Consider the following 14,496-nt stretch of genomic DNA (forward strand, 5'->3'; position numbering starts at 1 on the left):
CGACCATGAGTACCCCAACAACGCTGTTTGACAAAGTTTGGCGCGCCCACGAGGTTCACCGTAGTGAAAGCGGTCAGAGCCTGCTGTGGATTGACCGCCACTTTGTCCATGAAGGCTCCTTCCACGCGTTCAATAAGCTGGCTGAACGCCAGTTGCCCGTTGCCCGGCCCGATTTAACCTTCGGTATTGCTGACCACTACGTACCAACGCTGACCCGCGACCTGGCAGGTGTTGCCGATCCCAAAGTGCGCTCAATGATCGAGCAGCTCTCCCGCAATACCCAGCAGCATGGGGTGGCGCTGTTTGGTCTTGATGACCCCCGCCAGGGTATTGTGCATGTGCTGGGGCCCGAACAGGGACTCACTCAGCCCGGCATGGTGATGGTCTGCGGCGATAGCCACACCGCCACCCACGGCGCCTTTGGCAGCATTGCCTTTGGCATTGGTGCCTCGGAAGTGGCCCATGTGCTGGCTACGCAAACCCTGTGGCAGAGCAAGCCCAAGGTGATGCGGATTACGGTGGAAGGCCAATTGGCCGAGGGCATCACCGCCAAGGATATTGCGCTGACCTGGATTGCGCGCCTGGGCGCCGACGGTGCTCGCGGCTATGCCATTGAGTACGCTGGCGAGGCGATCCGCTCGCTCTCCATGGAAGCGCGGCTTACGCTGTGTAATCTCTCCATTGAGGGCGGCGGTCGCTGCGGCATGATTGCCCCAGACCAAACCACCTTCGACTATCTGCGTGACTGTCCCTGGATTCCGCAAGGGGAAGCTTTCAAACAAGCCTGCGCCTACTGGGCCACGCTCTACAGCGACCCAGGCGCCCGTTTTGATCTTGAAGTGACGCTGCCTGCGGACGAAATCGCTCCCACGGTGACCTGGGGCGTCTCGCCCGAAGAGGCGCTGCCGATTGACCGCGCTGTGCCCGACCCAGAGCAACTGAGCGATCCCGCGAAAGCGCGCCAGGCTCGGGAGAGCTTGGCCTATATGGGCTTAACGGCGGGCCAAAAGCTCACCGATATCAACATTGATCGGGTCTTTATCGGCTCTTGTACCAACGCGCGTATTGAAGATTTACGCGCCGCTGCCGCCGTGCTGGTTGGGCAAAAAAGTCGTGTGCCCGGCATGGTCTCGCCCGGCTCAACGCTGGTAAAAACCCAGGCCGAAGCTGAAGGATTAGACCGTATCTTTATCGATGCAGGGCTTGAGTGGCGACACTCCGGCTGCTCCATGTGTGTAGGTATGAACGGTGATTTAGTGGCCAGCGGCGAGCGCTGCGCTTCGACCACCAACCGCAACTTCAAGGGCCGCCAAGGGCCGGGCGCACGCACTCACCTGATGTCACCCGCTATGGTAGCCGCCGCGGCGGTGAGTGGGCGGCTAACCGATGTGCGTACGTTAACAGCGGGCGTTGATTCATCCGTTCAGGCTTCAGGAGCTCGCTAATGCAACCTATTACCGTACTAGACACCCTTGGCGTTGCCCTTGCCGCGGCTAACGTGGATACCGATCAGTTGATTCCCGCGCGCTTTATGAAAGAGCCGCGCAGCGTCGGCTACGGTCAGTTTTTACTTTATGACGTTCGCCACGACGAGCAGGGCACACCGGACGCCGAATTTATTCTTCATCGCCCTAATGCTGCCGACGCTGAAGTGATGGTCAGTCGCCGCAACTTTGGCGCGGGGTCATCGCGGGAAGCTGCAGTCTATGCACTGGTCGATTACGGCTTTCGCTGCGTGGTGGCGCCAAGCTTTGGCGATATTTTTGCGTCTAACGCCGTCAATAACGGCTTATTGCCCGCAGTGGTGGAAGAGGATGACGCCGAGCGTTTGCTAGCAGCCCTTGGTGATACACCGGCGGCCATTTACGTTGATTTGGAGAAGCAATTAATTCGTGTCGCTGAAGTAGAGGTCAGTTTTTCAATTAGCACCGTTTGGCGCACCAAGCTGCTGAACGGTTGGGATGATATTGATATGACCCGCCAGCACGCCAACACCATTACCGATTTCGCAGCGAACTACGCCCGGCAGTTCCCTTGGGCAGCGCCCAGGCTTCCTGAGCCCGAGATTATTAGTAAAGGGTAATGCCAAGGCTAAAACAATATTTCCAAACATTCTCATTATAACAATGTGCACGCTTGCATCAGATGTTTTAAGAAGGGTTCACAAAAAATATCAACACAACAACCGCTATAAAAAACCACCTTGTGCAGGAGACTAACTCATGAAAAAAGTAACCCTTACCCTGGGCATGCTAACAGCCCTGGCGTCCACTCAGACCCTAGCATTGGATCAAATTAACGCGGTGCATGCGTTTCCTCCCTCGCTGATCTATACCCAGAGCTTTTTAGAGTTCGTCGATAAGGTTAACGAGCGCGGTGAAGGTGTGGTGCAAATTAACGTGCGCGGCGGCCCTGAAGTGATTGGTCTTTCCGAGCAGCCCGACGCAGTGCGCAACGGCGTGGTGGATATGGCCTACACCGCCGCGAGCTTCTACGCAGGTACCGTGCCAGAGCGCGATGCCATGGTGGCTTCTAACACCAACGCTATTTTCGCCCGTGAAAATGGCGGCATCGATCTGCTGAATGAAATTCATCAGGAGAAGATGGGCACTTACTACCTGGGCTGGTTCGACAGCGGGGTCAGCTACAACTTCTACACCATTGATGAGCCCACTATTGATGACGAAGGTAATCTAAACGTTTCGGGCCTACGTCTACGCAGTAACCCGGTGTATGACGCCTTCTTCCAGGACTACCTGGGCGCGCAGCCAATCAGCCTGCCGACCACCGATGTTTACGCGGCCCTGGAGCGAGGCGTAGTGAACGCGACCGGCTGGACTCAAATTGGCCTGAAAGACCTCAATTGGGATCGTTTCCTTAACTACCGGGTTGACCCTGCCTTCTTCTCTACCGATATGGGGGTGATCGTTAACCTGGATAAGTGGAACCAGCTCAGCGAAGAGTCGCAGCAAATTCTTCAGGAAGTCGCCATTGAGCATGAGCGCGACAGCGCCGAACAACTGGCTGAATTAGCCAAAGAGCAGCAAGCCGAGCTTGAGGCTGATGGCATGCAGGTCATTACCCTGGAAGGCGAAGCAGCACAGCGCTTCTCAGACGCTGCCCGGGATGCCACCTGGGAGCGTATGCGCGGCCAGATGGAGCGCCACCCCATGGGGCTTGAGCATTACGATACGCTGATCGAAAAATTCAACGATCTATAGAAACGTAGGGGCGCCGAGCGATCGAGCGCCCTATTTGTGTGGCTTATTTTCTAGGGTTTTTTATGCGCTACGCACAACGCGGCTATCTGCTGCTGCTTAACGGCATGGCACTGCTGGCCGCCATCATGCTGGTCTGGTTGATGGTGGCCGTGGTGCTTTCGGTGGTGATTCGTAACTTAGGGCTTCAGCCTTCTGCGTGGTTTTTCCTCTCCACTGAATACGCCATGTTCTACCTCACTCTGCTCGGAGCTCCCTGGCTGGTGCGCCAAAAAGGGCATGTGCATATCGAGCTGCTGACCTCGGTGTTGCCACCAGCAGCGCTGAATATCCTCAGCCGTGGGGTGTCGCTGCTCTGTGTCGTGGTGTGCGGCGTGCTGGCGTGGAAGGGGCTTGATCTGGTGCTGCTCAATATCGAGCGCACTGACTATGACGTGCGGGCTTTCTTTGTGCCGAAATGGATACTAACCATCGTCTTCCCCATCAGTTTTTCCCTGATGGCGATCGAATTTGGCCGCTTTGTGGTGGGCCATGAAATTCTTCACAGCGGCGAAGCGGGGATTAAAGAATAATGGAATGGTACTTTGCGCTCGCTTTCCTACTCTCGCTGATTCTCCTGTTCATGGCCATTGGCACCCCCATTGCTTTGGCGTTTTTGGCCGCCAACGTGATTGGCGCCTGGCACTTTATGGGTGGCCAAACCGGCATCTTACAGATGCTCAACAACGGTTTCGGCGCACTCTCCAGCTTTAACTTGGTGCCCATTCCGCTGTTCTTGTTGATGGGCGAACTGTTTTTTCGCACCGGGCTGGGCATGAAAATGTTCAACGCTGTGGATCAGCTAATGGGCAAGGTGCCAGGGCGTTTATCTTACGTCACAGTGGTGGGGGGTACGGCGTTCTCAACTCTGAGTGGCTCCTCCATGGGATCTACGGCATTAATGGGTTCGCTATTGGTGCCGGAAATGGAGCGGCGGGGCTATAAAAAGAAAATGGCGATTGGCCCGATTCTGGGCACTGGGGGCCTGGCAATTATTATTCCGCCCTCCGCGCTGGCAGTGCTGTTAGCAACCTTAGCGAAAGTGGATATTGGCGCACTGCTTATCGCTGGTATTCTGCCGGGGCTAACGCTGGCGGGGTTCTATATCGCGACCATCTTTATTCAGACTAAGCTGGATCCTTTGGCCGCCCCGAATTATGAGCTTGAGCCGGTGCCGCTGAGCGCGAAGCTCAAACTGATCGTGACCGATATTCTACCCATGCTCAGCGTGATGGTGATTATCGTCACGCTGATGCTGATTGGGTTTGCCACGCCCTCAGAAGCCGCAGCCTTTGGTGCGCTAGGCGTGATTATTCTGGCGTTTATTTTCCGCTGCATGACCTGGGAGGCGTTTAAGCTTTCGGTCACCGGGGCACTTAAAGTCACGCTGATGGCCTACCTGATCGTGTTTGGCTCGGCTACCTTCAGTCAGCTGCTCGGCTTCTCTGGCGCTTCGGGTGGCTTGATCGGCTGGGCGACCAGTTTTGATCTGTCGCCGATTCTTATGCTCCTGGCAATGTTCGCGGTGCTACTGGTGCTGGGAACCTTTATGGAGCAGATCTCTATCATGATGCTAACCGTGCCGATCTTTTTCCCACTCGCCCAGGCGCTGGGGTTTGATCTAGTGTGGTTCGGGATCGTTGTTTTGCTAGCGCTTGAAATCAGTTTCTCAACGCCACCATTAGGGCTGCTGCTTTTTGTGATGAAAGGTGTCGCGCCTGCGGGTACTACCATGAGTGAAATTTACTCGGCGGCGATTCCCTACATCCTCTGTTCGATGCTGCTGGTCGCGGTGCTGATCGTGTTTCCGGGCCTCGCTACTTGGTTGCCCAGTATGCTGCAATAGAGCTTTTAGCAAGAAAAAATGCAGGCAATAAAAAAGGGAGAGGCTGCGGCCTCTCTCTTTGCATTTAAGCGTTATTAGCTCTTACTTATTCCCAGGACGGGAATGGATCAGGCAGTTTCTTCCACGCGGTCATGCCTTCCAGTAGTTCCGCTTCGCTTAGCAGGCAGCCATCCAGCGCTTCACGCATTTTAGCTTGATCCAGGTTCTGACCGATAAACACCAGTTCCTGGCGCATATCCCCGAACGGCTCCTGCCACTTCTCCATAATAAACTGGCGCGTTTCAGGATCCGTCGGCCAGCGTTCTTCGGGAATCGCCTTCCAGAATACCCCGGCTGGGCCGTGGTGGGCGATGCCGCCTGCCTGGCTCCACTGACCAGCGGCCTGGGGGCGAGTGGCGAGCCAGAAAAAGCCTTTCGAGCGCAACAGGCCCTTACCAAACCACTCCTGGTTCAGCAGATCGTGGAATTTCTGCGGATGGAATGGGCGACGGGCATGATAAGCAAAGCTGCCAATCCCGTACTCTTCGGTTTCTGGTACATGTTCGCCGCGCATCTCTTTTAGCCAGCCCGGTGCCAACTGGGCACGCTCGAAATTGAACTTGCCGGTATCCAGTACTTTATCGAGCGGCACGCCGCCTTGAGTGATTGGTACCAGCTCCGCGTCGGGGTTCAGCGAATGCAGGATAGCCTTCAGCGCTGCTAACTCATTCTCACTGATCAGGTCAGTCTTGCTGATCAACAGCACGTCGCAAAACTCGATTTGATCGACCAGCAGGTCGGCGACATTGCGCTCGTCGTCTTCGCCTAAGCTTTCGCCCGCTTCGGCTAGGCTTTGCGCTTCGCGGTACTGTTCAAGAAAGTTGGCGCCATCCACTACGGTCACTAGCGTATCCAGCCGGGCGACGTGGGAGAGACTCTGGCCGCTTTCATCTTCAAAGGTGAAGGTTTCAGCCACGGGCAGCGGCTCGGAAATCCCGGTGGATTCAATGACCAGGTAATCGAACTTGCCCTCTCGAGCCAACTGGCTGACTTCCACTAGCAAGTCTTCGCGCAGGGTGCAGCAGATGCAGCCATTGCTCATCTCTACCAAGCGCTCTTCAGAGCGGTTCAGAGCAACATCGCCATCCAGCGTCGACTCACCAGGGCCACCCCGCACCAGTGCACCGTCGATATTCACCTCGCTCATATCGTTAACGATGACCGCCACCCGGCGGCCTTCACGGTTGGCGAGGATATGATTGAGGACGGTGGTCTTACCAGCACCTAGAAAGCCCGACAGCACGGTGACGGGCAGGGGGGAAAACGCAGTCATTGCTAGTACACCTCTAAACGGGTTTGTGTTATGTGATAATATAACAATAAGGGCGTTTAGAGAAAGACCTGCTTTGAGGGTATTTAAGTGGGTGCGTATTCGCTTGATGTAGCAAGAATGGGATTCACTAATTCTTTGTAGAGACACCACCTTTAATCTCACCGAACTAGGCTACAATCGGCGATGTCAGCGCAGCCAATGAATACCTTCTTAAAAATTAGTGCGACCAGCCTGTGCAAGCTCAGTCAATAAAGGTATGTTTTATTGATGGTTTATAAAAATCTCAATCCAGGAAAAGCTCTAATCTGGCGGATTACTCATCGTCAGAACCTGCCCTGGATTCTAACCAATGGCCTGCATGCGGGTCATGGTAGCAGGCGTGCGCCGGAATGGGTGGTGATTGGCAATGAAGAGTTAATTAGCCGCCGTGCGCATCGCCATGTACCGCTGGCACCCGGTGGCGTACTGAATGATTATGTGCCCTTTTACTTCACCCCTTTTTCGCCAATGTTGTACAACATCCATACTGGCCGTGGCGGCGTGAAGACGGTGGCTAACGAAGATATCGTGATTCTGGTGTCCAGCCTGTATAAAGCTGCGGAACTGAGTTTGCCGTTTGTCTTCACCGATCGCCATGCTTACCCAGTCACTGCCAATTATTTCAATGGCCTAGACAACCTGAGCGCCATTGACTGGCCGCTTCTGCAGCAACGCAACTTTCAGCGTGATCCGGATGATCCTGAGAAAGTTGAGCGTTATCAAGCAGAAGCGCTAATTCACAAATATGTACCTATACAGGCATTGCTGGGAGCAATATGTTACACCCCGCAGTTGCAGCTAGAATTACAGCAGCAGTCCGCTGAGCTGGGTAGCGCGTTGGATATTCACTGTCGGCCCAGCTGGTATTTTTAAGGAGTCAGTCATGATCACTTATACAACAGGCAACTTGCTGGATGCCGAGGTTGAGGCCCTGGTCAATACCGTTAATACGGTGGGTGTGATGGGCAAGGGAATCGCGCTGATGTTCAAAGAACGCTTCCCTGCCAATATGGCGGCCTATGCGCAAGCCTGCAAAGCTGGAAAAGTGCAAACGGGTCACATGTTCGTGACTGAAACCGATGAGTTGATGGGGCCCCGCTGGATCGTCAATTTTCCAACCAAACAGCACTGGCGAGCGAAGTCCCAACTACAGTGGATTATTGACGGTTTAGCTGATCTGCGCGGTTTTATTGAGCGCAATCAAGTGCGCTCAATTGCTATTCCACCGTTGGGGGCTGGTAATGGTGGGCTGGATTGGGCTGAGATTAAGCCTCATATCGAGCAAGCACTGGGTGATTTGCAAGGTGTCGAGATTATCGTCTTTGAGCCGACGGCCAAATATCAAAATGTTGCAAAACGCCAGGGCGTTGAACAGTTAACGCCTGCGCGTGCCTTGATCGCTGAATTGGTACGCCGTTACTGGGTGCTAGGCATGGAATGTAGTTTGTTGGAAATTCAAAAGTTGGCTTGGTTTCTTGAGAGAGCAATTGAAGCAGAAGGCATAGATAATCCGCTGGATCTTCGGTTCGAGGCCAACAGCTACGGCCCCTATGCCGATCGGTTGCGCCATTTGCTCAATGGACTGGATGGTAGCTATCTCAAAAGCGAGAAACGCATCAACGATTGCGATCCGCTGGATACTATCTGGTTTAATGATGATAAACGGGAAAAAGTGGCGCTGTATCTCAAAACCGAGGCAAAAGCTTATCTGCCCGCGCTGGAGAAAACGGCCGAGTTGATTGACGGATTTGAGTCACCTTTTGGGATGGAGCTACTAGCCACGGTGGATTGGTTGTTGTCCCAATCCCAGGCAGCGCCAGACCCTGCATCGTTAATGGAAGGTGTAAGCCGCTGGCCGGGAGGTAAGCACTCAGCACAGCGTAAACTCAAATTGTTTGATCGCCCCAATGTCGAATTAGCGCTTAGCCAGCTTAACTCTATCCAATTAAAGTCTGCCAGCTAGTGATGCTGAAAGAAGGCGCCCATTCATAATTATGGGTTCCGGTTGAGCTGCCATCTAACGCTTATATTGCGTCGGGCAATATCCACGTAGAACATCCGGCGAACGCAGAGCTTGGTGTTTGGTGGCGCGGCCGGTGACACGCTTGCGCCAGAGGCGAAACGAGGCGGGTTTAAGCTGGTGGCGCATCACCTCAATCACATCCGGCTCGCTCATGCCAAACAGCGTTTCGATCGCTTCAAACGGTGTGCGGTCTTCCCAGGCCATTTCTATAACGCGTGACTGTTCGTCATCGGGTAAGCGGCGAAAGCGCTTAACGGGTGCTTTTGGCATCGTTCACCTCAAGGTATGTTATTGGTGGGCATTAAGTCTGCGGGCAGTGTAGCGCTTTTTAATAGACCAGCGCAGCGCATCGATCACGACGAAACACGCCAGGCTTACACCCAGTATGGGTAGCGCTACGCCAAGCGCGACAGCGACGAACAGCACGCTGAATTGGGCTGTAAGCGGGAGCATTAGCCAGGGCTCGGTTACCGTTGGAAAGCGCTGACCACTCGCCGTGCGCAGTCGCCGCCACGCCATTACGTAACCCCACACCATAAGTGTCACAAGCCCAGCGGCGATCAACGCCAGTACTATTTGATTAGCGATACCAAACAGTACGCCCATATGCAGATCCACCCCCCAGCGAGTGAGCTTGGCGGCCAGTGGAAAGGTGGTAAAGTCGGTTTGATCGGTCACTGTCATGCTACGCGGATGCAGCGCCACCTGGTCTACCTGCGTAGGCCACTGGCGATCAATTTCCGCTACCCGCCACGCCTGTTGGGGGCTGCTCGGGGGCGTTAGTTGGAGTCGCGCTGCGCTGAGTCCCGCATCACGAGCAGCGCTCAGCGCTCGGTCAAAATCTTCTGGCGTGATAGACGTGGCCACCATGGCCATATGGCCGTGATGCTCAGCATGTTCATCGGCTACCTGGCTATCGGTATCGATCAGTGCTGTTGAGGCGCTTGGCGTGCCCCAGCCCCAGGCATGACGAAGTTCGGCAATATTGCTTCCCGCCCACTGTGACCAAGTGAGCCCCGTTGCCGAAAAGAACAGCAGCCCGAGGGAAAGCGCTACGCCGAGTGTTGCGTGGCGTCGGCGTGTGGCGTAGGTGCCTGAAAGGGCTTTCAGCGCGCGGCGTTGGCGAATCCACAGCGTTACGCCACCCAGCGCGGCAAGCCAAAGCCATGAGGCAGCCAGCTCACTATAGAGACGTCCCACCTCGCCCAATAACAGCTGGCGGTGAAAATGATCGATCGCTGTGCGCAGCGGTAAAATACCGCTGGTACCGTAAACCGTCGTATCACCGGTCACTTGCAGAGAAATAGGATCGACAAACAGCGCCCGATGTTCAGAAGGGCCCAGTTCTGATTCGCTAAACATAAGTCGGGTGGTGTCGCCTAACGCCGGTGCAGGGCGCACCGCGCTGGGCAGAATTGGGGCGTCCAGGTAGTGCTGGGCCGTAGTAATCTGCTCGGCAAGGGAATGAGGTTCGCCCTGAGTAACGCCATATAGGGTGTCATGATAGAACCACTCTTCAAGCGGTGGGCTGAGTAAGTAAGCGATGCCGGAGAGGGCCGCAATCAGTATAAAAGGGCCGACGAAGAGACCAATATACAGGTGTAAGCGGCTAAGCATGGCAAAAAGCAGTTTGCCGGTGCGGTTAGAGGAGTGGGCTGTCATTGGCTTGAATCCGAGTGGTATCGGTAAAATAGTTAGACAGCTTAGATAGTTTAATTAGCAACCGCTAGCCTGTGTGTAGCGGTAAAAAGTCACACGCTTAGCGGCTAAGGAGCGATCTTGACGGCTAGTAGTGCACGGAATAGACCATTCATGAGCACCGGTTCGTCGTGGCGAATCTGAAACCCAGCTTCGCTGAGCAGTGGCTGTGCTTGGCGGGTAATGTCGGTGGCAAGTGCTGAGGTGACTCCATTCAGAAGACGTCGCCCCGCCCCCGCAGGTTGGCCGTCTGGCTGAAACTTATCCATTACGCACAGCTGCCCACCGGGTTTCAGCACGCGGTACGCTTCGGCAAGTCCACGCTGTGGGTCAGGCATTACCGCAATAATCAGATGCATGATGACGGCTTCAAAGTGCTCATCAGGATAGCTGAGCGCCTCGGCATCCATCACACGACACTCCACATCGTGGCGCAGCGCCTCGGCTCTTGTTGCCGTGCGCTTCACCATGGCCGGAGCGATATCGGTGGCGTGCAATTCGATGTCATGAGGTAGAAAAGGCAGGTCTAACCCTGTGCCAGCACCTACCACCAGCACCCGCATGCCGGGCTCCCAATCCACCTGGCCAAGCGCAATACGCCTTGGTCTACGAAACGCACGGGCGGCGACCGCATCGTAAAAAGGTGCGTAAACGGTGTAGCGCAGGCGATTCCACGCGGTAGTGTTGAACATAACGCCTCTTTGCAGCTCAGCGCTGCGATTGCTGAACGGCGGGTGTCGACTATTTACATCAGACTACCTATAGCATGAAAGCAATCATTCAACCAATAAAGTGTGCTCCTGGCGTGCCGCTGATTTTATATAGCTACTATTGTTGACCTATCAGGTTTTCTGTATGGGGGTTATAAAAGAGTAAACGTTATAGTGCCCTCCCTGGTTAAATTGTTGTAGTGATTTTGATCGTTCTTAAAGTTATAAAGATGAGGTTTTGTCATCATGTATTTTACTCTTTTTGTAGGCGTGTAGTTAAGTTTTCAACAATGTCGATGACTAGCTGGCGATCATTTTGATTTAAAGGCTCTAAAAGCTGCTTCATTCTGCTTGACTGATCATCGATATGAGAGCTGGCTTGCCCAAATAACTCAGCTGCTTCGCAGTTGAAAATTTCAGCAAGCTCTATTAGGCGCACAATATTGGGGATCACCCGCCCGCGCTCGATGCGCGAAACGGCTTCGTTCCCAACACCTAGGCGCTCAGCCACTTCCTCTTGGGTCAATTGGCTGCGAACCCGCTGCTTGGCAATCGCCCGGCCGATACTGCCCGCGAGCCGTTTCTGTTCTGTTTTATTCACAATGCCCTCCATTAGACCTAGATGGTTGGGGAACGACCTATTGACATGAAGGACTGTTTAGGTTGAATATCATCTTCTAAGGTTGATTTGGATGCTTTTAGTTACTTTTTGTTTCGCTTGGTTACGCCTTGAAATGTGTAATTAAAGGGCAATAGTTTGATTGAGTATCCAAACAAATATAAAAAGCATAGGTGCGTAGGTGGAAATGCCCGAAGCTAAAAAACATATAACTGAGGGCGGTTTGAGTAAAATAATTTGTTAATATGTTTGTGGTGTTAATGTTGAATTTGTTTTGATTTATTTTTGGAGTTTTTTAAAATCTTATAAAATAAGATTGTGGGGTGTTAAATGTTGGATGGTTGTTTTTTATAAGCTTTAGACGTTGATTGGTGTCCGAATAGCATTTATGCGGCGGACGGTGCGTTTTTTAATACTGTTCAACAAGAGCGGGAGAGAAGCTTGATGTGTAAATCCGAAGGCGCTTCATAACATGCTCCCTACTTCTGCACCAGAGATTTTTCGACAGTTGGCGGATAAGTTGTCCTGCGTCAGTGAAGAGGGCTTTTTTCAACACCTTGTGCGATCCCTCGCGGGTATCCTTGGCGTTGATCATGCTGCTATTGAATATGTTGATAGCCACCAGGGCACTGTGAGCACATTGGCAGCGTGGTCTCAGGGGGAATTCATTGAGACAGCTCCCTATTCGCTACAAAGCACGCCATGCCAACAGGTCGCGGAACACTCCCGGCTGTTTGTGTTTGCTTCTGCTCGTCAGCAGTTCCCGGATGATCAGCGACTGGACGCCCTGAGCGTTGAGGGGTATTTGGGGATCTCCATCGCAGCGCCTGGCGGCGGCTTTTTGGGGGCTATTGCGCTAATGCACTCCTCTGCCTTAGAGCTTCCTCCTTATGCTGATGAAGTGTTGCGTATCTCCGCGGCCTTGGCTGGCGCAGAGTTGGCGCGTCAGTTGGCGGAAAGCCAAACGCGCGAACGTCTGTTATATAAACAGCAGGCGTTGAAACGCATTGGGCAACACAACACCGCCTTGATCAACACCATTCATGAGCAGCAACGCTTTCAACATGCTGTTGTTAGCGTGGCGACCGCCGTTTCGGCTGAGAATGGCGAAGCGTTTCTGCACCAGCTAACCGCCCATATGGCCGAAGCGTTATCCGCTGAAGTGGGGTTTATAGCGCTACTGGACGAGCAGGATGCCGATATCGCCCATACCTTAACGCTGTATGTACATGGTCAGTGCCAGGATAATTTTGCTTATTATCTCCCCGGTGTTCCTTGCCATAAGGTGATGGTGGAGCAAGAGTGTATCGTTCACGAGGGCGCCGCCATTATGCTGCCTACTGAAACCAACGGGGCACTTTCGTGGGTAAACGGCTATGTTGGGCGCCGGCTGGATGATAGCCATGGTCAGCCGATGGGGCTTATTGGCGTCATGTTTAAGAAGCCGCTGGACGATGTGGATGTGGTGCGCAATGTACTGCAGATATTCGCTGCGCGGGCCGCTTCAGAGCTTGAACGCCAACAAGACGAAGTGCGCATTCGGCAATTGGCTTTTTGTGATTCGGGAACTCAATTGCCCAACCGTGCTGCCTTTATGCGCCACTTAGAGCGAGTGGTCGCGGATAAGCACACTACTGAGTTGGCACTATTGCTACTGGATCTCAATCATTTTAAAGAGATCAATGATACCGCTGGGCACGATCTGGGCGATTTAGTTCTTAAGGCAGTAGCCAAGCGCTTTGCAGCTTCGTTGACGGAGGGACAGTATTTAGCACGCTTAGGTGGCGATGAGTTTGTGGTGGTATGCCCTGGTGTTGAGGCAAACCGCGCCTTAGCCACGGCTCAGCAGCTGTGCGACAGCATCGCGCAGCCGTTTATTGTTGAGCAACACTCTTTCGAGCTTTCCGTGGGCATCGGCCTCGCGCTTTATCCCCAGCATGCGGCAACGCCCTTAGAGCTTTTGAAGCACGCCGACATTGCCATGTATCAAGCCAAGCGGCAGAAGCTTCCCGCATGTGTATTTGAGCCCTGGATGGGGCGCGTTGTGGCCGAACAGCTGCATATCGCCAAACGCCTGGCGTCCGCCATTGCAGCAAAACAGCTGAGTCTACACTTTCAGCCCCAGGTAGATTTGCACAGCGGCCAGTTGATTGGCGCTGAGGCGCTGTGTCGGTGGCACGACGAGGAGCTGGGTGACGTTTCACCGGGTAAATTTATTCCTATTGCCGAGGAGCGCGGCATGATCGTTGCGCTCGGCAGTTGGGTGATAGAGGAAGCCTGCAGGCAGCTTGCCGCATGGCGAGAGCAGGGGCGCTCTATGCCTGGCCAGTTAGCGATTAATATTGCCGCCCAGCAGTTTGAAGAGGATGACTTGGTGACTGGGCTGCTCGGTTGCTGTGCCCACTTCGGCGTTGAGGCGAAACAACTTAGCCTGGAAATTACCGAAAGCGGTATCATGGAGAATCCTGAAAAAGCGATTGCTATGACCGAAGTGTTAAAGAGCAAAGGGTTAGGGCTTTCCATCGATGACTTTGGCACCGGGTACTCGTCGCTGGCCTACCTAAAGCGCTTCGCCGCCGATAAAATTAAAATCGATATCTCTTTTGTCCGCGATATGCTTACCAGCGATAACGATCGTGTCATTGTGGCAACCATCATTGCCATGGCGAACACGCTGGGCCTTGAAACCATTGCGGAAGGGATTGAGAACCAAAATCAGATTAACGCATTGCTCGCAATGGGCTGTGCCCAGGGCCAAGGCTACTACTTTGACCGGCCATTGGCAGCTGCAAAGTTTGCCCAGCGTTGGCTCAGTTAGCCTGGGCAGCTAGGCCATAAACGATCATGCATGCCAATATGGCTACTGCCACTTACAGTCGTTTTCAGAGAAAAGGCTTAAGTCTGTAGACGACCCGCTTACTATAGCGCCTAATCACACTTGCTCAACATGTTGAGCAAGGTCTAATTTTTTCTCAGTCCTTTCGAAAAGCCC

13 protein-coding genes are annotated in these 14,496 nt (G+C 53.7%); 8 read left to right on the plus strand and 5 right to left on the minus strand.

All coding sequences use genetic code 11. The features are described 5' to 3' along the window. Nucleotides 1–5 precede the first annotated feature (5 nt). From leuC to SR894_RS02440, 5 genes are all read left to right on the plus strand, one after another. Entirely contained in the window at nt 6–1,445 is a 1,440-nt protein-coding gene (gene leuC, locus SR894_RS02420; protein ID WP_133730894.1) for a 3-isopropylmalate dehydratase large subunit, read from the plus strand. Further along, nucleotides 1,445–2,083: a 3-isopropylmalate dehydratase small subunit gene (gene leuD, locus SR894_RS02425; protein WP_133730893.1), complete on the plus strand. Its 639-nt coding sequence runs from the start codon at nt 1,445–1,447 to the stop codon at nt 2,081–2,083. The genes leuC and leuD overlap by 1 nt, the downstream gene beginning before the upstream one ends. Nucleotides 2,084–2,222: 139 nt before the next feature. Next, nucleotides 2,223–3,221 (plus strand): TRAP transporter substrate-binding protein DctP, encoded by a 999-nt coding sequence (gene dctP, locus SR894_RS02430; protein WP_088698369.1) that lies wholly within the window; start codon nt 2,223–2,225, stop codon nt 3,219–3,221. A gap of 62 nt (nt 3,222–3,283) precedes the next feature. Continuing rightward, complete coding sequence (locus SR894_RS02435; RefSeq protein ID WP_035576621.1) at nt 3,284–3,790, plus strand: TRAP transporter small permease; 507 nt, start codon at nt 3,284–3,286, stop codon at nt 3,788–3,790. After that, nucleotides 3,790–5,103, plus strand: coding sequence for a TRAP transporter large permease (locus SR894_RS02440; RefSeq protein WP_088698368.1), 1,314 nt, complete (start codon nt 3,790–3,792; stop codon nt 5,101–5,103). The genes SR894_RS02435 and SR894_RS02440 overlap by 1 nt, the downstream gene beginning before the upstream one ends. Nucleotides 5,104–5,188: 85 nt before the next feature. Here SR894_RS02440 and zigA read toward each other — a convergent pair whose 3' ends face one another. Further along, on the minus strand, nt 5,189–6,415 hold the full coding sequence (gene zigA / locus SR894_RS02445) for a zinc metallochaperone GTPase ZigA (protein ID WP_133730891.1): 1,227 nt from the start codon (nt 6,413–6,415) through the stop codon (nt 5,189–5,191). A gap of 267 nt (nt 6,416–6,682) precedes the next feature. On the opposite strand from zigA, the gene darT reads away from it, so the two are divergent. Together darT and darG are read left to right on the plus strand one after the other, a co-directional pair. Beyond that, the gene (gene darT / locus SR894_RS02450; RefSeq protein WP_133730890.1) at nt 6,683–7,327 is read left to right on the plus strand and encodes a type II toxin-antitoxin system toxin DNA ADP-ribosyl transferase DarT; all 645 of its coding nucleotides are present in this window, start codon (nt 6,683–6,685) and stop codon (nt 7,325–7,327) included. A 10-nt stretch (nt 7,328–7,337) separates the two neighbouring features. After that, complete coding sequence (gene darG, locus SR894_RS02455) at nt 7,338–8,417, plus strand: type II toxin-antitoxin system antitoxin DNA ADP-ribosyl glycohydrolase DarG (protein WP_133730889.1); 1,080 nt, start codon at nt 7,338–7,340, stop codon at nt 8,415–8,417. A 54-nt stretch (nt 8,418–8,471) separates the two neighbouring features. Here darG and SR894_RS02460 read toward each other — a convergent pair whose 3' ends face one another. From SR894_RS02460 to SR894_RS02475, 4 genes are all read right to left on the minus strand, one after another. Then, entirely contained in the window at nt 8,472–8,747 is a 276-nt protein-coding gene (locus SR894_RS02460) for a TIGR03643 family protein (protein WP_133730888.1), read from the minus strand. 18 nt (nt 8,748–8,765) lie between these two features. Continuing rightward, entirely contained in the window at nt 8,766–10,139 is a 1,374-nt protein-coding gene (locus tag SR894_RS02465) for a PepSY-associated TM helix domain-containing protein (protein ID WP_133730887.1), read from the minus strand. A gap of 104 nt (nt 10,140–10,243) precedes the next feature. Further along, nucleotides 10,244–10,867, minus strand: a complete 624-nt coding sequence (locus SR894_RS02470) for a class I SAM-dependent methyltransferase (RefSeq protein ID WP_223287969.1) — start codon at nt 10,865–10,867, stop codon at nt 10,244–10,246. Nucleotides 10,868–11,138: 271 nt separating this feature from the next. After that, a complete protein-coding gene (locus SR894_RS02475) occupies nt 11,139–11,486 on the minus strand; it encodes a helix-turn-helix domain-containing protein (protein ID WP_166650344.1) in 348 nt (115 codons plus the stop codon). 490 nt (nt 11,487–11,976) lie between these two features. On the opposite strand from SR894_RS02475, the gene SR894_RS02480 reads away from it, so the two are divergent. Then, a complete protein-coding gene (locus SR894_RS02480) occupies nt 11,977–14,322 on the plus strand; it encodes a putative bifunctional diguanylate cyclase/phosphodiesterase (protein ID WP_223287968.1) in 2,346 nt (781 codons plus the stop codon). The last annotated feature ends 174 nt before the right edge of the window (nt 14,323–14,496 follow it).

Origin of the sequence: Vreelandella neptunia (assembly GCF_034479615.1) — a bacterium.
In the GTDB taxonomy this organism is placed as follows: domain Bacteria; phylum Pseudomonadota; class Gammaproteobacteria; order Pseudomonadales; family Halomonadaceae; genus Vreelandella; species Vreelandella neptunia.